Genomic DNA, 26,144 nt, shown 5'->3' with positions numbered 1-26,144 from the left:
TTTCTCTGGAAAGCACTACTGGGAAAATGCCGCTTCCAGCGCGCGGAAACCATCTAATAAAAGATTAGTTTCCACTTAAACAGGTTTTTAAATCAAGCCTTCATCCGCAAAAGAAAAATATGCGCAATCTGTAAAAATCATGTGGTCCAAAACTGGACATTCCAAACTTTTACCGACTTCAATAATTTTGTTTGTCAGTCTTCGGTCCTGCTCTGATGGTTTAACGTTTCCGCTAGGGTGGTTATGTACCAATACTATTGAGTTAGCCAATGATTCCAAAGCATGTTTAAATATCAGTTTCGGGTCTGCAACGGTTCCAGCTGTCCCGCCTTGGCTTATCATTACCTTTTTAATTACATAGTTTTGCCTGTTCAAAAGGATTACATAAAAATACTCTACGACTTCATCCAATAAATCAGGCTTCATATACTGGTATATATCTGCTGAACTAAATATTTTAAATCTTTTTGGGCTTTCATTTATTAAGCTTCTTCTTCTTCCAAGTTCAAAAGCTGATACAATGGCAACGGCTTTTGATTCGCTTATACCTTTAAACTTTTTAAGCGTTCCGATTGATAAACGTGGGATTTCTTGGAGGTTAAAATTAACATATATCAAAATTTCCCTTGCTGTCTCTATCGGGATACCAGCTGAAATTGCTATCAGTTCCGCATCGGTCAAAGCGCTTTTTCCTCTCAGTAACATTTTTTCGATTGGTTCTCTCAATTTCATAGTTTTAAACGTTTACGGTTTGAAAATCGGTTTTGTCTTCTTCTTTGGAAATGATTACCTGTAAATCAGAAAAAAGGTAACACATCGGGAAAAACTCAAAATCGTTTTCCGGGTCCGGTGTTCCGGTTCCTTCTTTTTTCTGCTTGTTGATTGGTTGGCCCCATATCGCAAAGCCTTGCGCACCTTTTTTGATAGTGGCACCTTTTTCTTTCCATTGGTGGAAAGTGTTTAGCTCGGTTGCTCCCTGGGTGTCGTACACGTGATGGATTAGCATGTAGTTGACTGTTTTGGATGTCCAAAAAATTGCTTCCTGGGCTGTGGTTGATTCATCAACTTTTGCTTGACGAATGGCTTTTGCAGCAATTGAGTTTATAATTAGCTGCTCTCTTTTTGGATTCATAGCCTTTTTTTCTTTTGGCAGAATTTCGGCGGTTTTGGTCTGGTCCTTCATGATGTTTTAGCGTTTGTTTGTTGATTAATTATATATAAATATAACAGTATATTTACACTTTTGCAAGTGTTTTTTTTAGATAAAAATCTCATTTATAGGTGATTAGGTCTTGAATTTCTTTGTATTTGAATCAAAAGTTTTCTATAATCCATCTAAAAGTATTTTTCATTAAAAAATTTATAAAAAGGCAAAAAAGCGTCTTAAAACGGCTAAAAAACGCCTTGTTGTTTAGAATGAAAATAAATTAAATCATTGGAAAATAGCTCTTTATCTATTTGGGAAAAAACTCCGTTTTTCTTGGCTTTAGATTGACCCCGACTCCGCCCTGCCCCGTCTTTGCAATTGCACGCCCTTTGAAAAATCAGGATATATGATATCATCATACTCAAGCCCCAAAAAAATCCCACCTTACTAGGAAGAATCCCACCAATGTAAACAGTCTTTTGTTTACCTTTGGACTCTGAATTCTTAACGATTTATAATATGGTCGGAGTCGGTTAACCGTAAGGTCCCGGGGTTTAATCATTCATTGATGTACCTAGCAACTCCGTCCACCACTTTAATTATCAAATAGCCTGCTTATTGCAGGTTTTTTTATGTCCTTTCTCTAGTAGTCACATAGATATAGCTTCGTGAATAAGCTGAATAGATGTGAGCATTATTAAAAAAGAGTTTGTAAGAAGGATACTTCAGGAAGAGTCCCAGCGCATGGAAAAGAATCAATTGATTCAGATGCGTAGACTTCTAAATTTTCACACCAATGAACTTGTTCAGGGCAGGGAATTAAAAGTTACTCAGCAAGATACAATGGATGGTGCTCTTTCATTTAGGCATAAAGCTTACCAAAGATTTTTGGATCTTAAGAAAAAGCCTCTGATTAAAAGGGGCCAAAGGATCAAACGTAGGAATTTTCCAATACATAACCGCTATGTGTTTGGGCACTACTTCAGTATTGCCAATCGATTAATGGTAGATTTTACCAATAAGGTGGCTGATGGTATTAAACGGGACCTTGAACAGAAATAATCATGGGCAAGAAATTAAGAGACGAAGACCTTGTACTTAATATCATCGTCAATGGTGATAAGGGTAGGAAAGAAATAGGGGAGCTAGAGCGTGCTATCAAGGATACCAATAACGAGCTTAAAACCCTAGAGAAGCAGGAAAAGCAAATGAGGGCTGATGGTAAGAAAGACACAGAGGCATATCGAGCAGTTACTCAAGCAATCAAACAAAAAAATGATGCGCTTGCAATGGCCGAGTCTAGGCTTAAGCAATTACGATCTCAAGTCGATATCAATAAGATGTCTTTGATTGATCTAAAAAGAGAGATGAATAATGTCAGAAGGCTTAGAGATATTTCATCTCCATTATCTGAAGAGTGGCGAAAGCATGACCAGCGTCTTAGGGAAGTTACTGCTAGGTATAGGGAGCTTAATGGCCAAGCGATGACCACGGGATCATCTATTAAAAGTCTTGCTTCAAATTTTAATCATTATATAGGGGTAATTACAGCCGGTTTTGCTAGTGCATTCGCCGCAATATCAGGAGTTCGAAAAGCTATTTCAGATTTTGCGGAATTTGATGATAAGGTTGCTGATGTTATGAAGACTACGAACCTTACAAGGGCAGAAGTAATTGAGTTGAATGAAGAACTTAAAAGGATAGACACCAGGACAGCTCAAAACGATTTGCTGGGCCTTACTCGTGTTGCCGGTAAGTTGGGTATTCAGGGAACAGATAACTTACTTGGATTCGTCCGTGCATCTGATCAAATAAGCGTTGCACTTTCAGAAGACCTCGGGGGAGATGTAGAAGCAGCAATTACTGCTGTAGGCAAGTTGGTTGATATCTTTAAAATCAGCGATGAATTCCCATTAGAGCAGGCGCTTTTAAAAGTAGGCTCTACTATCAACGAGCTAGGCATGGCTAGTACAGCCAATGAAGGTTACATAGTCGAGTTTACTAGAAGGATGGCTGGTGTTGGTCCGTTGGCCAAAATGACAATCACTGATTTGATGGGTATGGCAGCTACCTTGGATAGTTTAGGTCAGACCAGTGAAGTTTCTACCACCGCTCTTTCTAAATTGTTTTTGGCCATGGCTAAGAATGCAGATGTATACGCAAAATATGCGAATATGCCAGTAGATGCATTCAAAGAGCTTATTGATGCTGATGCAAATGAGGCATTTTTAAGAGTTTTAGAGGGCGTAAAAGAAAACTCAGAAGGTTTAACTGATCTAGCTTCCACTTTGGGAGATCTTGGGCAAGATGGAGGTCGTGTTATAGGTGTGCTAGGTTCCTTGGCTAACAATACCGATAAACTTAGAGAACAGCAGATTTTAGCAAATAAAGCATTTGAAGAAGGAACTTCTTTGACTGAGGAATTTGGAATTAAGAATGAGACAGCTCAGGCGAAGCTTGAAAAAGCTAGAAAAGGCCTTCAAAACTTGGTTGTTGAGCTCGGTGAAAAGCTTATGCCAGTAATGGCTCACTCCATTTCTGGTTTTAATATGCTTATTCGAATATTAAGCGTGTTGGTTGATTTCTTTTTGAAATACGGTAAGCATGTAGCTGTTTTAACGACTCTTTTTGTTGCTTACAATGCGATTTTATGGGCGGTTAATCTTAACCTTAAGGAAAACATTTTAGTCACGAAATTGAAGGTGTTTTGGGACAATGCTATGATAGCAGGCACTCAACTACTTGCAGCCGTGCAGATGCTTTTGGCCGGTAACATTAAGGGTGCGACTCAAGCAATGAGAGTGTTTAACTCAGTAGCTAAATTAAATCCATTTGTTCTTTTAGCTTCAGTTGTAATCGCCGCAGGTTTAGCGCTATATGCATTTTCAAAACAGTCCACAGCAGCTGAAAAAGCCCAAGAAAAGCTAAATGATGTAACACTTCAAGCAGAAAAATCAGTAGTTAAAGAACGCTTGGAAGTTGAAAAGCTTATCAAGGTAGCTCAAAATAAAGCTTTAACAGACGAAGCAAGGACTCGGGCTTTGCAAAAGCTTAACGAGATATCTCCACAATATTTTGGGAACCTTAATTTAGAAACTGTCAATACAGAGGCAGCAAAAAAAGCCACAGATGCTTACATAGAATCGTTATTGAAAAAAGCTAAAATACAAGCTGCAGAAGAACAACTTGTCGAACTTGAAAAGAAGAGATTAGAGGCAATAATGAATGGCCAAGATGCTTCTCTTTCATTCGGTCAAGAGGTTAAAGTAGGTTTGATGCGCGTTTTGGGTATGCATACTCAGGCAAACATGAAAATGTTTGAACTGCGTAAACAAAATAGAGAGGACTTTGAGAAAGATATGGATATTCAATCCAGAATTTTGACAGATTTTATCAAAGAAAACTCCGAAAAAATGCAGCAAGCCCAATCAGGATCAGTGGGACTCCCAGGGAGTCCTACTGCTGCAGAAATTACCACCATAGAATCACTAGAAGCCAAGCTTAAAGAGCTGCAAGATCAACGGAAGCGAATCAATGTTGAGAATCTTGATGAGTTGAGGAAAAATGCCGGAGAGCAAAAGAAAATTCAGGACGAATTGGCGAAGTATGAAATCAAGTCAGCTGCTAAGGTTAAAAATGAGACTAAATCCAAAGATAAAAAGGATTTGGAACGGGAGTTGGAACGTCAACAGGAGTTTCGCAGAAAAGTATTGGAAAGCCAGCTTTCTTTAATTGACCAGGAAAAATTGGCTTTTGAGCGAAGGCTTCAGGAAGCAGGTATTTTTGGTAAAAAGAGAGAAGAGATGACCGCTGAAGAATTTGCAGTTCTTCAAGCATTGACAAAAGAGCATTATGCCAAACTTGATAAGTTAGATGCTGATGCCTTAAAAATCGAGCTTCAGCGAAACCAAGATAATTTGAATGAACAGCTGAGGGAACTTCGTATTAAGCACAATGAGGAGTTTAAGTCGATAAAGACCATGGAGCAAGCGAGAGCTGCTCTTCAGGGAGAGCTTTCCAATGAAGCTTTATTGGGTTTGCGCAATATGCGTCAAGCTCAACAAGAGCTTGATAAAATGTATCGAAGACAGGAAGAAAAACTTCTTCGAGAGCATTTGGAAAACCTCCAATCAGAATTAATTGCAGCGCTGGATTCAGGGAATTTTTCAGGGGTCAATTTATCAGACTCTGTATTATCAGAAGATGAAAAAGATGTACTTATAGATCGCCTCAACGAAGTCCGGGAAAAGCTTTCTGAATTGGGGCTTGGCTCAGGTACTGAGATAGCTGAGGATAGAGGCTTGAGGACTTCCAATGTCGATCTGCTTGGCTTTACTCCGGATGATTGGAGTGTCTTCTTTGATAATTTGGAAGCCGGCAGGATGGGAGTAGAGGAAATGGTCTTTGCTGCCCAGGCTTTGGGCAATGTATGGGCACAATACAATCAATTTGTAGCAGCTGGAGAGCGTAGACAGATGCAGGAATTTGAGCGAAACACCAGAGAGCGGCAAGATTTGTTAAAACGTCAATTGGATGCAAATATCATTAACCAGGATATGTACAATCAGCAAAGCGATAAACTTAACGCTGATTTAGATAAAAAAAGGGCGGTATATGAGCGCAACCAAGCGAAGCGTGAGCGCAACGTTGCTCTTATGTCCGCCATTGTCAACACAGCTGCTGCGGTAGCCAAATCACTACCAAATCTGCTTCTGGCTAAAATCGTGGGAGGATTTGGAGCGCTTCAGATAGGTGCCATCCTCAAAACTCCTCTACCTGAGATACCAGGTGTGGAGACAGGAGGATCTTTTGAGGACGTGATCCGTAGCCAAGATAAAAAAATGTTCCGGGCCAAAATGGACTTTGGTAGGCGTGGTTATGTAGACAGGCCTACGGTCATCGTGGGTGAGAATGGTAGTGAGTTTGTGGCCAATGCTCAAGCAGTTAATAATCCAACCGTGAAGCCTGTATTAGATGCTATAGACACGGCTCAAAGAAATGGTTCGATTGACTCACTGAATTTATTCAGGATTTTGGAACAGAACAGACAGTTATCCGCTGCTATTCCTGGACGTGAGTCTGGAGGATTTGTCGGCAATACTAGTCCTGGCAATAATTCCATGTCTATGGGTAATATTTTTCTTCCTGAGATGATGGATTTGCTTCGCAAAAATCAGCAGCTAACCAATGCCCTAATTGAGCGTCTGAAAAGGCCTATCAAAGCAGATGTATCTTTAATAGGCAAAGGCTCTCTGGAAGAGACCCAGTCTGAACTAACTGAAATCCAAAAAAGCGCTAATATCTGATGATCTACATACGTATAAAAAATCAATACATTGATCTTCCCGATGATTTTCGGGTTGATTTGATTATTGAGAATCCCCTATTTCTTCAGGATAGAATTCCAGCTCCATATACTACTTCCTCGGAATTTCCACTGACAGCTGGTAATAAAGCGCTATTGGACAATCCGGATCGGGTCAACCTTTCAAAAGAAATCCGAACTTGGGAGTATGATTCAGCTATTTTGGGATTTGGCCCAAGAGTACTTTATTATGGGATTGTAATTATCCGTGAAATCAGAGGTAGGATTTCATTCAATTTTCAGGCTTCGGATGACTTAAGTATCCTACGAAAAAACATGAATGAAATTGAATGGGGTATTATTCCATTTACTCAAGGTACCTATACTATGCGAACCAACCCTCAATGGGGAGTAGGTTTACCATCCTTCAGTGTTGATATTCCTATGGCAGTTTATAAAGCTAAGTGGGAAAGTGCTAGAGATGGATTAGAGCCTTGGTCTGCTGCACCAATCAAGACTACAAATATTGATTTTCCAACCGCTTTCGATGGGTCTCTAGTTGTATATGTCAATTCCCTATATGGCCAAAATCAGTTTTTTAATCCGGTGGCCAATACATTTGGATATATAATTCCTTTGGAATTAAATATCTCTGGAGATGTAATACGCTATGCACATTCTCCTATATATCCTCAGATGCGGGTTCACCATTTTTTAAAAACCTTACTAGATCTTACTGATGAAAGAAATCCCTTCAGCGAAGGTGATCTATATAAAGTTGTTCTTACTTCACACTGGCACAAAATGTTTAGAAACGACCTGGTGCAAAAGTGGTCAGGAGTTATTTTAGATAATGATTACCCTGCTTTTGCAGATCCTGAAGAGGAATTTATTTTGAAAATCAGTTCTTATCAAGCTGCTTTTCCTTCTAATGAGGTGTTAAAAGGTGTACTTAATACTTTTTGCGCTACGCTTTTCCGTGTTCAGGAAGGGCCTCAGCTTGTGAATGTAGTCAAGTTTAACCGCGATATTATTCAGGATGTATCGTTTGTAGATTGGGATTCTAGGTTAGGTAGTAAGCTTGTGCTTTCTCGTGAGTCGGCCCAAAATTATCTTTATGGGTACGATGATTTTAAAGAGGGAGTTGCTCCTGTAGATCCTGAATTTACTGTTCAAAATATTACTGACCTTATATCAGCGACGGTAGATCCAGTTACTAATGAGCGCCTTTACTACATAAGGAGCACCAATCAACTGATATTGAAAAAACTCAGGCCAAAGTTAAATTCATTTTCTCCAGATGAATTCTCCTATGAAGTGAAACATAATGGATTCGGGAGTGCTCAAAGTGATGGTGGATATCGGATTTCATCTGTGATCAGTCCTATGAAAATGCAACCTACAGAAAACATTGATCTTTTTGCAAGTGTCCAGGCTAAGCCTCAGCTACTGGCCTATCTTCCAATCTATGAAGGTTCTCGGTCAGTCGAATATAAGCCTCACATGATGATCTACTGGGGAAACATTGAAAACAGATTAAATCCGCCTTTGCAATTGCCATATTTAAGTTATCACAATTATGACGCTGGCGGTACAAGACTTGGTGATTTAAGTCTTCAGTGGGATGGTGAGGATGGTTTGATTGAAACGCATCACAGGCAATTTAAGCAATGGATCGAGTCAGATAGGTTGCTAGCATATGGTGAGTTTATCATTTCACCACACGGTATTAAAGATATTGATCTTTCTCAAAAAGTCATGGTACGCAATCGTCTGTGGTGGATAAAAAAAATGGTAGTACCACTGTCTAAAAAGAAAATCGATCCAATTCAAACCGACCTGATTGAAGCTCCATTGCCTGATATTATCTATGATGGATCTGGTAGCGGTTCAATTGGTGGATCTGGTAGCGGATCAGGTAGTGGAGAGCAAGAGCCAACTGGGACATGTTATACAGTGATAATTGATGAGTCGATTTTTGAAGAGGAATCTATGGAAATCAGCATTAAAAGACCTGGTGAAGCTCCAATCAGGCAATCATACACCACTTATTCAAGCTTTATAAATTTAAACTTTACAAATATCTACTTCTGCTCAGAAGTAGAACCAATTTTTTTTGTAAATGATATAGCATCATCACCTCCTAATGGGGTAAACGTTGAGCCTGGTGGTAGCTGCATGATTGATTCTGATTGTTCCTTGTAATGTAGATCTTGGCTTAGGGATAGAAGCGGAAAGCCCGGAGTGAGGTACGAGCGAGGACTTGCAGCGAATAGCCCGACCCTTGGGGAAGCCCCACATTACAATCAACAAAAATCTGTCCTTTCTAAAAAATGTGAGCTTTCGATATTTGGCTATATCTAATTGAAATATGCATCGAGCGATTAGCCAAACCTATGATGAAATGACAACTCATGAATTTTTACCCTCTATATGGATTAAAACCGTCGTTGTTATGATTTTCACTTTTCTCGAAATGAGATGGGAAGTCACATCCTTGCTTACCGGATTGATTTTTTTAGACACTATCACAGGTGCATTAAAGGCAAAACGACTAGGCATAGGATTTAGAAAAGATGAATTGTGGTGGGGTATTACTATAAAAATTTTAATTCTGATGATCCCGCACCTAATGGCTTTGATAGGAAAAATTATGGGATTAGACTGGGTTGCATTGGTCAATCTAGTGGTCTACATCATGATTGCCAATGAATTTACCAGCATTCTTACCAATATCTTGAGTATAAAGAAAAAGGAGTTGTATAAAAACTTTGACTTTATAGAGCTGCTATTCAATTGGCTAAAGGATCTGATAAGAGGATGGGCAGAGGGTAAATTAAAATCATACAAATGAGAAAGCTAACCACAAACTTTAATTTGAGTGAATTTGTGTTAAACAAATTTGCAAAAAATCAGGCTGAGCAACAGAGGGTAATAGACAGCCTTACAGAGGATATTGAAAAATCTATTGAAGAGCTAGCCAAAAATTTACAGGTACTAAGAGATGAATTGGGTGCTCGTATCACTGTAAATATAGGATTTCGCCCGAAGTGGTGGGAACTATTAAGAGGAAGAAGCGGAAAGAGTCAACACGCATGTGGTAAAGCTGCTGATATCGTAGTTAATGGGTTTACTCCAGCTCAGGTGGCCAATACAATTGAGCGCCTGATAGCAGAGGGTAGAATGAAGCAAGGCGGCCTCAAAGCTTATAATACATTTGTTCACTATGATATCCGTGGAGTAAGAGCACGGTGGTAAGATATGTCAAGGAAAGCTTTTAAAATCGAAACTACTGAAGGACCGCTCATTGTGGTTGGTTTAGATGAGTTTGCCGCTCATGATGCTGCTCGTGATTATCTCAGACAGCGAAATCTAACTGGTACAGGATCTATTCTCAGTACTGTAGAAATAGCTGATGAAGTTACCAGAGGAAAAACACCAAAATTAATTTTAATATGACTAAAGATGAACTGGATATCTTCGAACAAATCGAAGAATCTGCCAAAACAAAAGTAGATCAAAAGACCAAAGCTGGTACTTTTCTCGAAGGCGTAAAACGAATTTTGCTCAATATTGCCGGTGGCAAGGTGAGTAGATTAATTGTTGATGTGACAGCAATCCTTTTGGAACGATTGAAAATCGTAGAGCTTGTAGCAGGGCAAACACACAATAAAATAAGTGAGCTTGAAAGCCAAATCAAAGAGCTCCAAAAAACCATCCAAACAAATCAAAAACCATGAAAAAGTTAATTTTACTCTGTACCTGGATTGCTATGAGCTTTATGGTACTCACCTCTTGCGCTGGCCTGATCAAGCAGGTCGAGACTACGGCACCAAAGTATTTTGATTTTGTGTACAATGACACTCCGGGCATTGCAAAATGCTCTGACGGTAAGTTGAGAGCACTTATCGAGCAAAATACAAATGGAGTATGGCTAGTCGAAGGTGTCAAAAAAGATAAAGGATACTGGGTAGCTGCCCCGATCTTAAAAATCAAGGACACTACTCTCTCGCCTGAAGAAGAAAATGCCGATCGGATATATTTACCTCCGGGAAGCTTTAAAGTTCATAAGCTAGAAAAAAATTAATCTATGTTGAGTTTGATTCAGCAGCCACAGGCGCTCACCTTTAGCGGAAATATTCCTGACATCATTGTAGAGTCTACTGGATTGACTGTTAGGATGACTTTGAAAATGTCATCAAATACAATCTTAGTAGAGGATTATGTGTCGGATAATTCTGGAAGAGTACGCATTACCTTGCGTGACTTTATAGATGAGCGCTTGTTTTTTGATATTCCTACCGATGTGGATCTTTATGAGCAATTACGATCAGTTAGATCTTTTCAAGTCGAGCTTCAGTCTGGCACTGATGAGGTGGACTTTTCTTTTGTAGCTATCAAAGGAGGCGTCTCCGAACTCAATATTAATGTCCCTGAATTCCTCAAAGTAAACTGGCTCACTTGGCAGCCACAGACTAAGCCAGTGCGCAGTGATGAGCTTCAATGGTTGTCTTATTTTGCTGTTGCAGATGCTAAAGTAAAGGTAAAGGCATATTTCCAAGGTGGAATCACCGAGACTATTGACCTTCATAATCTGGATGCTGGCAGGCATTATACGATTAATGTCAACTTTGCAGCTATTAGACAAGAGTTTATTAATCAACCTTTATATTTTGACATATGGGTAGTTAATAATGGGGGTGATGAATTTGAATCATGGCATCAACGCTATATGCTTACAGATGAGAAGTATGATCATGAGGATCTTTTTTACTTTCAAAACTCCCTGAGTGGGTTGGACACTATCCGGTTAACAGGAGAAAAGAAATCTGTCAATCCTGTTGAAGTGGATTGGGCATTATTTTTTGATGAAATAGAAGAAGACTACCAAATCAATCCAAAAAAGGCATTTGAAAAAAATACTGGCTACTTTCGAAGCAAGGAAGAAATGCTTTGGGCTCAGGATTTTTTCCAATCCCTAAAAAAATACATTTATGAGGATGGAGCCTTTGTGAAAATAAGGCTTCAAAATCCTGAAATTACCACCTTGGAAAAGGAGCTTGTAAGCTTTGATTTTAAGTTTGGCTATACACGCCAAACAAAGTATTTAGCTCTTTTCAAAAAAAAAAGTCCTTTAATTGATCCGATAATTATCGGTCCTGGGGATGAGGAATTTATTCTTCCTCCCAAAATATCGGACTTTCCGCAAATCACCCTTCCAGATGATATTTTATTTCCTGTTCAAAAGCCGGGTACTGCAGGCTGGTTTTTTCTCAGTTTTACTCAGCTTATGGAGTTTTTTTATGGAAATCTTCCACCTGTATTTCATAATGCCACTCAAGGCAAGCAAGGTGGAGATCCTGAGAATGATGAATATTTTCATCTTAGTCAGGAAGAATACGAAAAAGTTAAAAATCTTACAGGTGGCATCCAGGATATCATCGCTGGAGCAAATATCAGCATCGACAAGACCGATCCAGCCAATCCGGTCATTAGTGCGACGGGAGGCGGCGGAGCTGCTACTCCTTATTTGACAGACTTACCCAATTGGCCTGATATTCCATTTGATAAAAATTACAGATATGTACATGAGATGTCGGGAGCGCAAGCTGTAAATATTGTCTCACCTGGGGCAGTTGTGGGCAATATGACAAAGCTGTATGTTAAAGCTGATGGAGTAAATAGGCTGGATGTAGAGGGGGCTCATGAAATAATTTTGGACACTTATTCAAATTCAGCAGGTCACTGGAATCGATACTTTTTTGAATGGACACCCGAGGGAAAAGCGATAGTCCAAATAACACAATTACATCAAGGAACTCCGAATGATGGGACAGGCCTAACAGTCCTGACAGTGACATTTGAGACTAATCATGTGAGAACTCATGTAATTACGAATAGTACAGAAATTCAGATTAATTCAACGAATGCAGAGATAGGATTCAGAACGCTTTTCTACTTTCAAGCTGACGGAATCAATAAGCCGTTTTTCGGTTCGGATATAGTTGTCAATTGGGATAATTATCGAAATGAGGCGGGAGTTTGGAACCGTTTTTTTCTGGAATGGACGCCAAACAATAAAGTAAGTTGTCAAATATTAAATAATTAATTATGTCAAGATTTAAAATTTCAGGAAATTGGTATGTTAGTGAATGGGGGGGCGATAACGCAAATGCGGGGACAGACCCAAATTTACCGAAAAGAACTATTGCGAACGTACCTAATACAAATGGGATTGTTGTAATAGGATCAGGAGTTTATAAAGAAAATAATTTTGGAGGCGCAACAAAAACAATAATAGGAGACGGAACCGTAATAATAGATGGTTTAGGAGGCAATTTAGGTTTATCGAATCAAAGCCAATGGAAGAATATTTGGTTCAAAAACGTTCAAAATTTAGGGCATTCCGCAGCAAATGGAGGTAATGAAAACAATATTTACGAAAATGTCTCTTTGCACAATTCACCTGGTAATTTATTTTTTTCTTATCGAAGTATTTTTTTACCCTCAACAATCAAATTAGCGACTTTGTCTTCAACTCAACTATATAATTGTATTGTATTAGAGCAAATAATTATGCCCTCGGTCAATAATAATACTTGGTCGGGTTCATTCATAAGTAAAAACGTAATATGGAATGTTTCGCCAACAGAAACTTTTTTTAATGTAGCTTTATTTAGCCACGGTTGCGTTAACGGAATTATTTCAAGAAATGGACTTAATTACGAAGCTAAACGTTTGTTCGATGGAAGCAATAGACCCGATGCAGACCCAAATATTTTAGATATAATTGACGTTTACCCAAATTTTTATAATAACGGTAATTTCGCTTGTGTTGACCCTGAGTTTTTAGATTTACATAACAAAATTGTAAAACCGACTTCACCTTTACTAAGAAGAAGCGCAAACGGGTTTTTTATCGGAGGAGTTCGAGCAGGTAAAATAATCGAATTAACAGACCCTAATTTTCAATTTGCATATACCCGTATTGACACTACAAACCCGAATTCTGTTTCAGTCCAAAGCGGACAACTCGACGGCGAAATTAGGATTACGGGTAGAATTTCGGACAGCGTAGTAAGTTCAAGACTATTAGTTTTGAAAACCCTTTTGAACTTTCTTCGAACCCAAACAGCCCCGACAGCAGAAAATAATAATGTACCTGATGCCGTGAAACAATTGGGGTTACTTGCGACTGAAATAGATCGTCCGAGACGCTTAACATATTGGATGCGAACAAGCTTAGACCCGAATGCAAATCAAGGCAGTCCGATTGAGATTTGGGACAACGACGGAGGACCAGCGGGCGCTTGGCTCTTAATGGAGGTCAATACAGAACCGAGAAAAGTATTTGCTAACGGGTTAATTTTGGGTAACGGAGACCCAAGAGGAGGAGGGCAAATAGGAAGCGCTTTTAATTTTCGTAGCATAGATTTACGAATAGTATTAGACCAAAATCGTATCTAAATGGCTTACCAAGAACCCGAAGGATTTGAGGGCTTTGTAATTAACACAGGTCTTCCAGCTGAAATCAAAGAAGCTTTAGGATTTCAGGGTTTTGTTATTTCTATAAGTCCCGAAACTATTAGAATACCTATTGGATTTGAGGGTTTTATAATTGCCTATTCCGAGCAAGAAATTTTTTTGAAAGTTCAGGATTTTCGAGGCTTCCCAATTCGAAACGCCGTGGTTCAAGTCAACGAACCCGACAGACCGCCCGCTTTTACGGATTCATCCGGTTTAGTTGCGCTGTTATTAGACGAGGTAAATCCAAGTCAAATCCGAATAACAAAAAATAAGAGTTTCATAGACCTTACCTATAATCCCTTAACGGCACCAAAACTCAAAACAGTAGTGTTTCAGCCCACATTGATGGAATAAACTTACCCGATTATTAAGCGATTAAAAACGGCTAATGTCAATTCGATTTTTTAATTTAGGTCTGTACATGGATCTACTCATATATAAAAACCCCCAAGCTATGTGGCTTGGGGGTTTTTGTTAAAAATTAGTGATTATACAGATATACCAGCCTGTTTCTGATTTTTTTGATTTTTCTATTAAGGATATAATGCAATCTGCTAGGCTTATTATTAGGATAATCAAAAGAAAATTCTTGTATGATTTTATAGGCGTGCTTAACTCTTTCGTCTCTCAGATTCCAGTTAAATTCTTGAAATTTTCTATCAAGCTCAATGGTATATTTATTTAAATTTTCAATGTGGGTGATTAGATCATTGTCTGCAAGAAGTACGGCATAAGTTTCAAGCTCGTTGTTTTTCAATACTGCCTCAGTAAAATCATCATAACCTTTATCATTAATTGATTTGATATCCCATAATACATCTTTCAAATCATTGTACTTCCTGTCATCAAATATTGGAAATGAAACATGGTATTGGTTGATGTATGAGCTTTCCAAAAACGATAAAATTTTTAAACTTTCTATAATTAATTTCTGCTTGTTTTCAACTTTAATTTTTTGTTCATGGTCTTTCAAAAAATTGAAACCAAACCTAAAAGTTAGGTAAAAAAAGTACGTTTGTAGCACCATTAATGCCATCATGATGATATTAGTACTACTATTGATCACTGTGACCCAAAACTCAATTTTCAATAAATCTCCCATATTTTGTTATTTCAATACTCCTACTTTTTAACTCTTCAATATATTCATTTAAAGCCTTTTGATCACCATCATCAATCGCCTTAATAGCCATGATCACCAATTCCTTGAGCTGTCTACCTTTTGCGAGCCTTTCGAATGGTAATTTTTTCTGAGTGAATACGAGAGTTCGGATTTTGTTTTCAATTCGAATTTTAAGTGCTTCTAATTCTTCTTTTAATGGATTCATGTCAATTATCTTGACAACCTCTGTCTCTCAATATATTGTATTAGAACTTATTGCAGTAATAGTGCCGTTAAAAAATCCAAACAAAAAAAGTTATGGACTCACAATTTATTTTTAAGTGCCAGAACCGAGAGGTTCATCTTTCTTCTATCGAGGAGTTTATCCGGAGAAATCCAAATCTTACGGGTGAGATCTTAGCTCTAGAGCTTGAATCAATCAAGGATTGTCTTATTTGCTTTGATCTCGGAGATTGCAAGTTGAAGGACATTCAGCACTCTCTAAGAGTGCTGAATGAGCTGATAACCCTATTCAGGGAAATTTGACCCTAAAGACCCTTTTTTGAACTCATTAACTCCATTTGTTCTCGTAGCCTTTGATCATCTACGTGGACATAAATCATCGTAGTACTTATTTTAGCATGGCCCAAAAGCCTTTGAAGGACTTCTATATGTCCGCCATTACGCAAAAAAGAAGTGGCAAATGTATGCCTGGCCACGTGTGTGGTCAGGTTTTTACGAATACCTTGGTCCAGAGCTATATCCTTTAAGATCCTGTTTGTTGGCTGCTCCATCATAGCGTTAAAAAGTGGTCCTTTTTGGTTTTCTATAAAATCAAAAGCTTCATCAATAAGGGGGATTTTTACAACCTTTTCAATGTTTCGTGTTTTGTATGGTTCAAATATGAGCAGGTCATCTACGATTTGCCTCCATGTTATGCGCTGAATATCTGAAAATCTTAGTCCCGTGTAACATGAGAATAAAAATTGACCCAAAACACGTTTGTGGGATGGCGGTATAGATTCAGAGTTGTAATAAAAATTGAGTTTTTTGAGTTCCTTATCATTTAGAAAAATGATTTTGGATGTTGTCGTAGGTAACTTGTATTCACCTAGACTTTGGGTGTTGATTGCTATACCGTTTTTTGCTGCTCTCCCGGCAGTAGCTTTGACCATTTTTAAAATTGACCAGGCAGAATTGATTTTAAGGTTTTTCTTAGCTCTTAGCCAGGTCTCCAAGCTTTGCATCAACTGCATATCAATTTCCCCAAATCGGATTTCACTTTTCCACTCAGCTATTTTTTTAAGCTGCGACTTGGTGTTCTTATAAGTCTGTTGGGATATTTTTCCTTCAGCATACCGGTCTTCATTGTCCAGCTCTGCCCAGATCAGAAAGTTTTTTTTCGCACCGTACCTGGAATACTCTTTATGAAATTGCTCGATAGACAGTTCAAAATCTGAGTGTCTGTAGAACATAAATATCTCATTGATCTTGGCTTTTTCTTTTTGGACCAGCATGTTGAAGTCCTGGGCATCTTTATCTGATTTGTTTCTGGGAAGAAACATGCCTGTTCGATTATCGAAGAATTTGATTGGCCATGAAACTTTGAGAGGGATTGTGGTGCGATCAGAATCTATGATGACCTGAAGGTACACGGAGGCTGTGCCATCGGAATTTTTTCTGTCTTTCCGGATTCTGGCTTCTACACTAGCTCTCATGCGCCCTCCATTTCTTGTGTGAAAATTTGGCGACATGATAGCCGTTTTGTGTTGGTTTTTTAAAGAAAAAAGCATGCTTTTTCGGTTTTATGTGAAACGAAAAACATGCTATTCTTATCAATTTAAGGCTTTTTAGCCTTGCGGAGTACCCAGGGCCGGAGTCGAACCGGCACGAGTGTAACCTCATTGGTGTTTGAGACCAACGCGTCTACCAATTCCGCCACCTGGGCATTTCAATTATTCCGCGTTCCTTGCTGAACGGGATGCAAATATGAATACTATTTTTTTTTCCTGCAAGCCCCCTCAAGGCAGTTCTACAATTTTTTTTGAAGAAAATGCTGTGGGTTTACCCGCAAACAGGGTTTTGGTGAATCCCCATACTCCTTTAAATAATTCAGAATCACGATATTGATTCAGGGCTTCTTCAGATTCCCAATGACTGTAAGTCATGAAAATATTTTTAAAATTTTCATCCTGCCACAGCTCTAAATGATGGCAACCGGGAAAATTTCTGATTTTTTCCTTGTTGGCGTGAAAATTTTCCAAAAAAGCAGGGATGTGTTCCTCTTGAAACTCCATGCGGACCACTCTGATCAATAACTCCATTAGTTTTCAAAATTTATGTAAATAGGAGAATCTACCCGTAAACCCAGTAGCTCTGCCCCATGTCCTTGGTTGATGCCGATTTCCATGATGCCCAAACTATTGAACAATACAAAGCAATCCCCATTATCAACCTCCTCATAGGAATGGTTGATCGAGGTGGCTTCTTCCCGTCCAAAGCGGATGGTAAAACGACCTGGATTGAGCAAGTCAAATACCTCCTTAGGAATATTGGTCAGCATATTGCCGTAATTGTCGATTTGAAGTACATGTCCTACAATCTCCTGTCTGGTAGCCTTAAACTGTCGACCGATCATGCGCTTGATGGACCGTAAAGGCCCACCAAAATCATGAATGGCGGCCCCGCTAGCTACTTTTGCGGCAATCGGTGCCAATAAGTCTTTCGTGGGGAATGTGGTGCCCTGCAGATGGGCATCGGTCAGTTGCACGGCAATCCCAGGTTCTTGTTCGGATAATAGACTTAATACCCCATTATTGGGTCCGATGAAAATATGCTCCTCATGCTTGATGGCGATAAATCCATCTTTTTTCACATCCGTAGCATTGAGTGCAAGTAGGTGTACTGTGCCTTTAGGGAAGTCTTTGTATACTGACTTCAACAAAAATGCAGCCTGCGCAGTGTTGTAGGGTTCGATTCGGTGGCTGATATCCACTATGGTCAACTGGGGGTTGATTGATAACATCTTCGCTTTGACAGCGGGTACGTAAAAATCACGTTCTCCAAAATCTGAGGTGAATGTTATCAGCGCCATAAGTGCAAGTCTATTAAATTTTTCTATTTTTGTGATAGGTGTGAACAAAATTAGGAATTTATTCTTTACACCATAGATAGAATTCATTAATCAAATACAACAGATTGGTAGAGAAAGTAATTACGTTGGAAAACATTCCACTCCTCGATTTTTTGGGAGCAGGAAATGAAAATATCAAACAGATTTCGGATGCATTTCCCCAAAGCAAAATTATCTCAAGGGGCAATGAAATCCGCATACAAGGCCGAGCGCCGGAAATTCTTAGAATCAACGATCTTTTGAATATGCTCTTTCAGCATTTTCATCGTTTTGGGCATCTGAGTCCCGATAACGTGAAAGAGTACTTGGCCTTGGAAAATGCCCCTTTTCAAAATGATGAGGTCAACGATGTAATCGTCTATGGTAACAAGGGCTTGGTAGTCAAACCCAAATCTGCCAATCAACGCAAATTGGTCGATGCAGCCTTCAAAAATGATTTGGTTTTCGCTTTAGGTCCTGCTGGAACGGGGAAAACCTATATTGCAGTAGCGTTGGCTGTACGGGCATTGAAAAACAGAGAAGTCAAGCGTATCATAATTACTAGACCTGCTGTAGAGGCTGGAGAAAACTTGGGTTTTTTGCCGGGTGATCTGCAGGAGAAGTTAGATCCCTACTTAAGGCCTATATATGATGCGCTAAGTGATATGGTGCCAGCGGAGAAGTTGAAGTATTATCAAGAGACCCGTGTGATTGAGATTGCACCTTTGGCTTATATGCGGGGAAGGACTTTGCATGATGCATTTGTACTGTTGGATGAGGCTCAAAACACCACAAGCGAGCAGATCAAAATGTTTTTGACCCGTATGGGACCTAATTCTAAGGTGATTATCACGGGAGACCAAACGCAGGTAGATTTGCCCAATAGACAAAAATCAGGTTTGAAAGAGGCCTTGAGGATATTAAAAGATGTGAAGGGTATCGGGATTGTGAATTTGAGTGGAAAGGATGTTATCAGACACAAATTAGTAAAATCCATCATTGAGGCTTACGATAGAGAAGAAGCTGAAAAATTAGAAAAAAGAGATGCCTATAACAGTAGAAAAGGTCCTGACGCAGGAACAGCTTGATATCATTTTTGGTATTCGGGAAAAGGTATTCGTCATTGAACAGGAGGTGGGTCCTGCAGAAGAATATGATGAGTTTGAAAATTCCTCCACGCACTTTCTAGCTAAACTAGATGATACGCCCGCAGGAACGGCCCGTTGGAGATATACGGATAAGGGAGTCAAATTGGAACGATTCGCTGTCCTGAAGGAAAAGCGGGAAAAAGGAGTGGGGCAAGCCTTGGTGAAGGCAGTCGTAGATGATATTGCGGCCCAGCCAAATTCCAAAGGAAAAAAACTGTATATGCATGCTCAATTGGACGCCATGCCTTTGTACGCCAAGTTTGGTTTTAAACAAGTTGGTGAACTATTTGAGGAATGTAACATACTCCATTACAAAATGGAACTATATTTGTAAACATTTAATTTAAAAATCATTTGCGATGAAAAAGGTTTTATTAATTTTTCTACTTTGTTTCTCAAGTCAACAACTGCTTTTTGCCCAGGACTTTGCTGGCTCGGAGGTAAGACTTAATTTCCTTAATCTGATTGCTTTGGGGAAAGTTGAATTAGGGTATGAAAAATTTATAGCAAAGGATCAGTCTGTAGGTGTTGAATTACACTTAAATGATCGATTTGCTTATAGGTCAACAGGTTCCGATCGAAATTTCAGTGCATCATCTATTCAGCTTTCTTATCAGTTTTACTTTGCTGGGGAAGAAGATCATCGGCTGTTTTTATTCCCTTTCTTCAAGTATAGATTTGGAGAATTCTCTGAACCAGCCGGTGTAACCAATTTGAACAGTGGATTCATTGGCCTCGGAGGTGGTTACAAATGGGCATTTAACGATAAGTTTGCTTTTGGCCCATTTGCAAGCATCGCAAGGGGTTTTAGTGAAGAAGTTCAGGATCGCTTTAGCGCTATAGAGTTCAATTTTGGATTCACTGTAGGGTTGAGATTTTAAAATAAACGTTTAATATCGGCTAGAAAGGAGGGATTATTTCCCTCTTTTTTGTTTTCTAGGTAAATTTCAGAAAGCATTGAGCCTATGAAATTTGCCGAGTATCCATTTGTGCGCTATTTGCCTTTTTTTGTGGGAGGTATTCTCCTGCAACCTTGGATACCTGCCTTGCTTCTGACTTATCTTTCCTATGCTTTAATTGGTTTGGGGCTAGTTCTGGCTGGTTTGGTGGTTTATAATCGTTACCGAAGTTTTTATCGGTTCAAGTTTACCATCCCCTTAATGGCCTATACACAATTGATTCTTTTTGGGGTCTATATAAAATCCTTGCAACACGAAAGGGACAATCAACAACAAGAGCTCTCACTGGTAGGATTGAAGGGCTACACTGCCATTGTACTGGAACATGAGCAACAAAAACCTAATTCCAAACTCAATAGGGTAAGGGTAAAGGAGTTATTTTATTCAGACACCTCTTTTCGGGCTGATGTGGAGGTGTTGCTCTATCACCGAAGGGAATATCCTTTGAAGTCAGGGGATTTGATTTGGGTGCCTCAAGCTTTTCAGCGAATTAATGGCCCTCGCAATCCGGCCGAATTTGATTATCGAGCGTTCATGGGTAGGCAAGGGGTGTTTTATCGGCAGTTTCTTTTTCAAGAAATTGCAGTGATTGGTCAATTGTACGAGCAGCCTGTAGAAAATTTCTTTCAAGCTTTGCGATTTCGGATTCAAGTGGCTTTTCATACACATTTTCAAAATACCCAAGCCCGACAAATAGCCAATGCCTTGCTATTGGGCCAGAAAAAAGACTTGGATAAAGAAGTTTCAGAGGCCTATGCCACAGCAGGTGCTATGCATATTTTGGCGGTTTCGGGATTGCACGTGGGGATTATTTATGGATTTTTCTTTTTATTATGGAAGCCTTATCGACTCGCAACTGGAAAGCGGGTATTGTTTTTGTCCTTTGTGATCGCTTTGATTTGGTGTTATGCTTTATTGACAGGGATGTCGCCTTCAGTGATGCGCTCGGCTACCATGTTTACGATCATAGCTTTGGCACAAATGAAGTCCAGAAGCCCCTCTATTTTCAACGCCATAGCCTTATCAGCTTTTCTGTTACTGCTATTTGATCCCAATCTTTTGTTTTCGGTGGGGTTTCAATTATCCTACATAGCATTATTGGGAATTTTATTGATACAGCCTTTACTAGTAAATCTTTGGGTACCTTCTCTGAGATCAGTAGAGTATGTCTGGCAGATAACTACCGTAGGCATCGCTGCACAAGTGGCGACCTTTCCGATTTCAGCCTATTACTTTGGGATTTTTCCAACCTACTTTATGCTTTCAAATTTGATTGCTATACCTGGAGCATTTTTAATTATGTCTGTGGGAGTGCCCTATATGCTGCTTTCAGAGATTCCCATGATTGCGGATGCCTTGGGCTGGTTGACGGAGCATTTAATCCGATTGATGAATGTCTTGATAGCCGCGATTCAGTGGCTACCTGCATCCCGATTGGCAGTGGATTGGTCTTTATCCTTGATTTGGTTTTATCTGGGGACCCTAGTTTTCCTATTACTACTTGCTTATTATCCGCAAAAACTGACAGCATATTTGTTACTTGGGTTAGGTGCTGTATTTGTCGCATGGTCTTGGTTTGAGCGGGTTCAGCAAGGAAAGCAAGATGCATACATTATTTCTTACGACTTGAATAAAGGGGAGGTAATTGATCTCTTCCTCAAAGGAAAGCGATACAGTTATGAAAATGCAAGTGAGGATGAACGCTCATTCAAAGTGGAGCCTTTTCGGAAAAGCATAGGGGCAAAGGAGTCCTTTCCACTCCAGCTCATTCATAAAGAGGGGCAGGACTATCTCCTGTTACCCGATTTAGGGCTAGTTACTAAGGATAGTTTGTATAACCTTGCTGAGCAAAGCTGGCAATTTGATGAGGGGAAATGGAAAGCCATTACGCCACTTACAGAAGAGTTGATGGATTCAGGGGCTATGAAATTTAAATTTGCAACTCCTTTTGGAAATCCTAGGTAGTGTATGCCTATTTCTAGTATTTTGTGAAAACTATTGAATGAAAAACATGAACCAACCCATCTTGACCCAAGTACAGGATCGCATAGGAACCATCATTTTGAACCGTGCGGATAAACGGAATGCGCTGAATTCGGAAATGGTAGAGGAAATAAAGATTGCCCTCTCAAGTTTTTCCACAAACCCAGATGTCAAAGTGGTCATCATCAAAGCGGAAGGCCCTGCCTTTTGTGCGGGAGCAGATTTGGGTTACTTGCAGCAACTTCAATCCAATACCTATGATGAGAATTTGGAAGATAGCCGTAATCTGAAAGATTTGTTTTATCAAATCTATACTTTTCCTAAAGTGGTGATTGCCCAAATCCAAGGACATGCCTTGGCCGGAGGTTGTGGCTTAGCTACTGTATGTGATTTTTCTTTTGCCGTAGAAGAAGCAAAATTCGGATACACAGAAGTGAAAATCGGCTTTATACCGGCGATTGTCAAAGTATTTCTATTGAGAAAAATAGGAGAAGGAAAAGCAAAGCAACTCTTGCTAGACGGGGATTTGATCACTGCTCAAGAGGCCAAAGAAATGGGCCTGATCAATTGGGTGGTCAAGTCAGATGAATTGGAAGAAAAGGTAAATAGCTATGCGCAAAAACTTATCCGCCAAAACTCCGGTCAATCCATGAGACTGACGAAGGAGATGATTGCCTTGGTGCAGGAAAAGAGTTTGGTGGATGGCTTGGACTATGCAGCCCAAATGAATGCAAGGGCTAGAGGGACGGAAGATTGTCAAAAAGGGATAGCAGCATTCCTAAACAAAGAAAAATTGACCTGGTAAGATGCAAGAAAAGGCATATCATATTCTCCAACAGTTTTTTGGGTATTCGGAGTTTCGTCCGGCCCAATTGGGGATTGTTATGTCTGCCTTGGAAGGGAAGGATGCTTTGGCCTTGCTGCCTACAGGTGGGGGAAAATCCATTTGCTTCCAAGTGCCTGCTTTAGCCATGGAAGGAATTTGTGTGGTGGTGAGTCCGTTAATTGCCCTGATGAAGGATCAAGTGGATAATCTACGCAAAAGAGGCGTCTTGGCCTCTGCAATCTATTCCGGCATGAGCCGTAGGGAGATAGATACGGTTTTGGATAATTGTATCTATGGGAATTATAAATTTCTCTATGTCTCCCCTGAGCGCTTGAAGTCAGAACTTTTCATCGAGCGCTTTAAGAAGATGAAGGTTTGTTTGTTGGCCATCGATGAAGCGCACTGCATTTCCCAATGGGGCTATGATTTTAGGCCTCCATATTTGGAAATTGCCGCCATTCGTCAGTGGCATCCACAGGTTCCTTGTATGGCCTTAACTGCTTCCGCTACTCCTCGGGTCAAGCAGGATATCATAGATAAATTGGAGTTGAGGCAACCGCAGGTTTTTGTCCGTTCCTTTTCCAGAAAAAACCTTAGCTATACCGTTCGCTTTGCTGAAAATAAATTGGAGCAAGGTATCCGCATTCTCCAACGAGTGCCTGGCACGGCTATCATCTATGCCCGCAATCGCAAAGGAACCAAAGAACTGGCAGGTTTGCTCAATCAAGCGGGTATTCCAGCTACTTTTTACCATGCGGGGCTACCAGGTGAAGTGCGGGAAAGCAGGCAGTTGGAGTGGAAATCCAATAAAATTCGTGTCATGGTGGCTACCAACGCTTTTGGGATGGGAATCGATAAGCCCGATGTGCGTTTGGTTTTGCACCTGGATTTACCCGAAAATTTGGAAAATTACTATCAGGAAGCAGGCAGGGCCGGTCGGGATGAACTCAAGGCTTATGCGGTCTTACTGACCAATGAACAGGATTTGAAGACCCTACGGGACCGGGCAGAAATTGCCTATCCTCCCATTGAGTACCTCCGCAAAGTTTATCAATGTCTGGCCAATTATTACCGAATGGCGGTTGGCAGTGGCTTAATGGTGAGTTTTGATTTTGATTTACAGGATTTTTGTCAGACTTATTCCCTGGATTTGCTTATAACATACAATGCCTTAAAAGTCTTGCAAGAGGAAGGTTTTGTGGAGCTAAATGAAAGTTTTTTTGCACCATCCAAAATCAAGTTTGTGGTTAACCATGGGAAATTGTACGAAGTGCAGATTGCCCATGCCAAATTGGATCCATTGATCAAGGTGTTACTTCGAACCTTTGGTGGAGAGCTATTTACGGAGTTTTTGTCCATACAGGAAAACAAACTGGCTAAAGCCATGCAGATATCCGAAACCCAATTGGTACAGGGCTTGCAGCAGTTGGATAAGCTTGGTGTTCTGGCCTATGAACAGCGAAAAGATAAGCCTCAAGTTACTTTTTTAACAGAGCGATTTGATGCGGGAAAATTGCCTCTGCAAAGCAAACGCATCGCTGAACGTAGGGAAAATGCAGTAGAAAAAGCAGATTCCATGATCTCCTATGTCAGGAATGCACAGGTCTGTAGGGCTAATCAGATTTCCCATTATTTTGGAGAAGTTTCAGATCATCAATGTGGCATTTGTGATGTTTGCATCCAACAAAAAAAACAAGGTGGAGCGCATTACGTAAAGGTAAAAAGTAAGATAATTCAAACTTTACAGGAGGGGAAACGGTTCTCTATGCATACGCTGGAGGAGGTGACAGGATTGAAAAAAGAGCAAGAGACCATCGAAGTCCTTCGAGACCTATCTGACGAGGGGTTGATCGTCGAAGAACCCAGCGGTGAATATAAACTCAACAAATAATGGCCGGATTTATTGATGATCTTTTTGGGAAATTGTTTCCTAAAAGAAATACGCCACTACAGGTAAAGGAAAATTTTGTGCAGTCTTCGCAGGATATGTTGGACTTGGAGATTTGGTTACAGTCTTCTGAATGTTCATATATTCTGGACCTTGTGGGTAAAAATTATCATTTTAAAAAAGCCAATATCAATGCTAAGCCAGAGGTGCATACCTTGAACAGTCCCTACGCTAACGGATTTGCCGTTTCTTACGATCCACCATTTAATCCTGAAACTTTTTCTAAACTTTTCTTTGCTTTTGGCCGACGAATGTTAGCTTTGGGATATAGACAGGTGAGTTTGGACAGAAAAATTGAAGAAATCAACGATAAAGTCAAAACTACCGAAAAACAATACTTTAAACCACCCCTACAAGCTGAGGACTTCACCAGTAAAATTGATCAGCTGTATGGAAATGTAAGTGTGGAAAAAGTGACGATTGACAATGAACCCAGTTTTATTAAAGTCTTGGTGACCGTGTATTCCGATCACCTGTACCAAAAGGCAAAACCTTTTGACGAGTTTATTGATCATATCTTTGAAACCAACACACCATGAACAGGCAAACACTCAGAGAAAACCTAGAAAATTATCGGACACCATTTGAAGAGGAAGCAGCAGCTGTAAAAGATTTTATTGATTTGACATACGATGACCTGGCTTTTCGCAGGGAGCGTATTCAAGGACATTTTACCGGTTCTGCCTGGATTGTAAACAAACGAAGAACGCACGCTTTATTGACTCTTCATAGGAAATTGAACCGTTGGTTACAACTAGGAGGACATGCCGATGGGAATGAGAATCTTCGGGAAGTAGCGATGAATGAAGCACGCGAGGAAAGTGGATTGACTTCGCTAAGATTGGTGGATAGTGGGATTTTTGATGTTGACCGTCATATTATTCCCAAAAAAGGAGAGATACCCGAGCACTTTCACTACGATGTTCGATTTTTGATAGAGGCTGAGATTGATGAGCCTTTAGTGATTTCGGAGGAAAGTAAAGATTTGGCTTGGATACCTTTTGACCGAGTAGAAGATTTGACAGGAGGCAATTCCTCGATTCTTCGAATGCTTGAAAAAACCAGTAAATCAGAAATATTAATTTGA

26 protein-coding genes and 1 tRNA gene are annotated in these 26,144 nt (G+C 39.8%); 19 read left to right on the top strand and 8 right to left on the bottom strand.

Annotated features, from left to right (window positions below; genetic code table 11):
• Positions 1 to 87 precede the first annotated feature (87 nt).
• Complete coding sequence (locus IE080_RS13535) at positions 88 to 732, bottom strand: JAB domain-containing protein (protein ID WP_189583524.1); 645 nt, start codon at positions 730 to 732, stop codon at positions 88 to 90.
• A gap of 4 nt (positions 733 to 736) precedes the next feature.
• The gene (locus tag IE080_RS13530) at positions 737 to 1,183 is read right to left on the bottom strand and encodes an ArdC-like ssDNA-binding domain-containing protein (protein ID WP_189583522.1); all 447 of its coding nucleotides are present in this window, start codon (positions 1,181 to 1,183) and stop codon (positions 737 to 739) included.
• A 651-nt stretch (positions 1,184 to 1,834) separates the two neighbouring features.
• On the opposite strand from IE080_RS13530, the gene IE080_RS13525 reads away from it, so the two are divergent.
• The 11 genes from IE080_RS13525 (at position 1,835) to IE080_RS13475 (ending at position 14,333) form a co-directional block, all read left to right on the top strand.
• Positions 1,835 to 2,209 (top strand): hypothetical protein, encoded by a 375-nt coding sequence (locus IE080_RS13525; protein WP_189583520.1) that lies wholly within the window; start codon positions 1,835 to 1,837, stop codon positions 2,207 to 2,209.
• Positions 2,210 to 2,211: 2 nt separating this feature from the next.
• Entirely contained in the window at positions 2,212 to 6,453 is a 4,242-nt protein-coding gene (locus IE080_RS13520; protein WP_189583518.1) for a phage tail tape measure protein, read from the top strand.
• Positions 6,453 to 8,657 (top strand): hypothetical protein, encoded by a 2,205-nt coding sequence (locus IE080_RS13515; RefSeq protein WP_189583516.1) that lies wholly within the window; start codon positions 6,453 to 6,455, stop codon positions 8,655 to 8,657. The genes IE080_RS13520 and IE080_RS13515 overlap by 1 nt, the downstream gene beginning before the upstream one ends.
• Before the next feature lie 250 nt (positions 8,658 to 8,907).
• Positions 8,908 to 9,306: a phage holin family protein gene (locus tag IE080_RS13510; RefSeq protein ID WP_189583515.1), complete on the top strand. Its 399-nt coding sequence runs from the start codon at positions 8,908 to 8,910 to the stop codon at positions 9,304 to 9,306.
• Positions 9,303 to 9,710, top strand: coding sequence for a YcbK family protein (locus IE080_RS13505; RefSeq protein WP_189583514.1), 408 nt, complete (start codon positions 9,303 to 9,305; stop codon positions 9,708 to 9,710). Before IE080_RS13510 ends, IE080_RS13505 begins: the two co-directional genes overlap by 4 nt.
• A 3-nt stretch (positions 9,711 to 9,713) precedes the next feature.
• Entirely contained in the window at positions 9,714 to 9,911 is a 198-nt protein-coding gene (locus IE080_RS13500) for a hypothetical protein (protein ID WP_189583513.1), read from the top strand.
• A complete protein-coding gene (locus tag IE080_RS13495) occupies positions 9,908 to 10,192 on the top strand; it encodes a hypothetical protein (protein WP_189583512.1) in 285 nt (94 codons plus the stop codon). Before IE080_RS13500 ends, IE080_RS13495 begins: the two co-directional genes overlap by 4 nt.
• The gene (locus IE080_RS13490; RefSeq protein WP_189583511.1) at positions 10,189 to 10,539 is read left to right on the top strand and encodes a hypothetical protein; all 351 of its coding nucleotides are present in this window, start codon (positions 10,189 to 10,191) and stop codon (positions 10,537 to 10,539) included. The genes IE080_RS13495 and IE080_RS13490 overlap by 4 nt, the downstream gene beginning before the upstream one ends.
• Before the next feature lie 3 nt (positions 10,540 to 10,542).
• Positions 10,543 to 12,561, top strand: a complete 2,019-nt coding sequence (locus tag IE080_RS13485) for a hypothetical protein (RefSeq protein WP_189583510.1) — start codon at positions 10,543 to 10,545, stop codon at positions 12,559 to 12,561.
• Between the two features lie 2 nt (positions 12,562 to 12,563).
• Entirely contained in the window at positions 12,564 to 13,919 is a 1,356-nt protein-coding gene (locus IE080_RS13480) for a hypothetical protein (protein ID WP_189583509.1), read from the top strand.
• Complete coding sequence (locus tag IE080_RS13475; RefSeq protein WP_189583508.1) at positions 13,920 to 14,333, top strand: hypothetical protein; 414 nt, start codon at positions 13,920 to 13,922, stop codon at positions 14,331 to 14,333.
• A 127-nt stretch (positions 14,334 to 14,460) separates the two neighbouring features.
• Here the strand turns inward: IE080_RS13475 and IE080_RS13470 are convergent, their stop codons facing one another.
• The 6 genes from IE080_RS13470 to IE080_RS13445 form a co-directional block, all read right to left on the bottom strand.
• Positions 14,461 to 15,081, bottom strand: coding sequence for a hypothetical protein (locus IE080_RS13470; RefSeq protein ID WP_189583507.1), 621 nt, complete (start codon positions 15,079 to 15,081; stop codon positions 14,461 to 14,463).
• The gene (locus tag IE080_RS13465; protein ID WP_189583506.1) at positions 15,059 to 15,307 is read right to left on the bottom strand and encodes a hypothetical protein; all 249 of its coding nucleotides are present in this window, start codon (positions 15,305 to 15,307) and stop codon (positions 15,059 to 15,061) included. Before IE080_RS13465 ends, IE080_RS13470 begins: the two co-directional genes overlap by 23 nt.
• A gap of 322 nt (positions 15,308 to 15,629) precedes the next feature.
• Positions 15,630 to 16,835, bottom strand: a complete 1,206-nt coding sequence (locus IE080_RS13460) for a site-specific integrase (RefSeq protein ID WP_189583503.1) — start codon at positions 16,833 to 16,835, stop codon at positions 15,630 to 15,632.
• A gap of 110 nt (positions 16,836 to 16,945) precedes the next feature.
• Positions 16,946 to 17,029, bottom strand: a tRNA-Leu gene (locus tag IE080_RS13455).
• A 73-nt stretch (positions 17,030 to 17,102) separates the two neighbouring features.
• Positions 17,103 to 17,405 carry a putative quinol monooxygenase gene (locus IE080_RS13450; RefSeq protein ID WP_229800638.1) on the bottom strand — a complete coding sequence of 101 codons (303 nt, stop codon included), beginning with the start codon at positions 17,403 to 17,405 and terminating at the stop codon, positions 17,103 to 17,105.
• Entirely contained in the window at positions 17,405 to 18,175 is a 771-nt protein-coding gene (locus tag IE080_RS13445) for an SAM hydrolase/SAM-dependent halogenase family protein (RefSeq protein WP_189583500.1), read from the bottom strand. Before IE080_RS13445 ends, IE080_RS13450 begins: the two co-directional genes overlap by 1 nt.
• A gap of 104 nt (positions 18,176 to 18,279) precedes the next feature.
• Between IE080_RS13445 and IE080_RS13440 the strand changes: the two genes are divergently transcribed.
• From IE080_RS13440 to IE080_RS13405, 8 genes are all read left to right on the top strand, one after another.
• Positions 18,280 to 19,281 (top strand): PhoH family protein, encoded by a 1,002-nt coding sequence (locus IE080_RS13440; protein ID WP_189583496.1) that lies wholly within the window; start codon positions 18,280 to 18,282, stop codon positions 19,279 to 19,281.
• The gene (locus tag IE080_RS13435) at positions 19,238 to 19,675 is read left to right on the top strand and encodes a GNAT family N-acetyltransferase (RefSeq protein ID WP_189583493.1); all 438 of its coding nucleotides are present in this window, start codon (positions 19,238 to 19,240) and stop codon (positions 19,673 to 19,675) included. The genes IE080_RS13440 and IE080_RS13435 overlap by 44 nt, the downstream gene beginning before the upstream one ends.
• 25 nt (positions 19,676 to 19,700) lie before the next feature.
• On the top strand, positions 19,701 to 20,222 hold the full coding sequence (locus IE080_RS13430) for a DUF3575 domain-containing protein (RefSeq protein WP_189583490.1): 522 nt from the start codon (positions 19,701 to 19,703) through the stop codon (positions 20,220 to 20,222).
• Positions 20,223 to 20,306: 84 nt separating this feature from the next.
• Complete coding sequence (locus IE080_RS13425) at positions 20,307 to 22,265, top strand: ComEC/Rec2 family competence protein (RefSeq protein ID WP_189583487.1); 1,959 nt, start codon at positions 20,307 to 20,309, stop codon at positions 22,263 to 22,265.
• 46 nt (positions 22,266 to 22,311) lie between these two features.
• On the top strand, positions 22,312 to 23,088 hold the full coding sequence (locus tag IE080_RS13420; RefSeq protein ID WP_189583484.1) for an enoyl-CoA hydratase/isomerase family protein: 777 nt from the start codon (positions 22,312 to 22,314) through the stop codon (positions 23,086 to 23,088).
• Between the two features lies 1 nt (position 23,089).
• The gene (locus IE080_RS13415) at positions 23,090 to 25,000 is read left to right on the top strand and encodes a RecQ family ATP-dependent DNA helicase (RefSeq protein ID WP_189583481.1); all 1,911 of its coding nucleotides are present in this window, start codon (positions 23,090 to 23,092) and stop codon (positions 24,998 to 25,000) included.
• On the top strand, positions 25,000 to 25,596 hold the full coding sequence (locus tag IE080_RS13410) for a hypothetical protein (protein WP_189583479.1): 597 nt from the start codon (positions 25,000 to 25,002) through the stop codon (positions 25,594 to 25,596). The genes IE080_RS13415 and IE080_RS13410 overlap by 1 nt, the downstream gene beginning before the upstream one ends.
• Positions 25,593 to 26,144, top strand: coding sequence for an NUDIX hydrolase (locus IE080_RS13405; protein ID WP_189583477.1), 552 nt, complete (start codon positions 25,593 to 25,595; stop codon positions 26,142 to 26,144). Before IE080_RS13410 ends, IE080_RS13405 begins: the two co-directional genes overlap by 4 nt.

Origin of the sequence: Mongoliitalea lutea (assembly GCF_014652135.1) — a bacterium.
Lineage (GTDB): Bacteria > Bacteroidota > Bacteroidia > Cytophagales > Cyclobacteriaceae > Mongoliitalea > Mongoliitalea lutea.
Note: the sequence above shows the minus strand (reverse complement) of the source record. Positions and strands in the feature narration are given on the sequence as shown.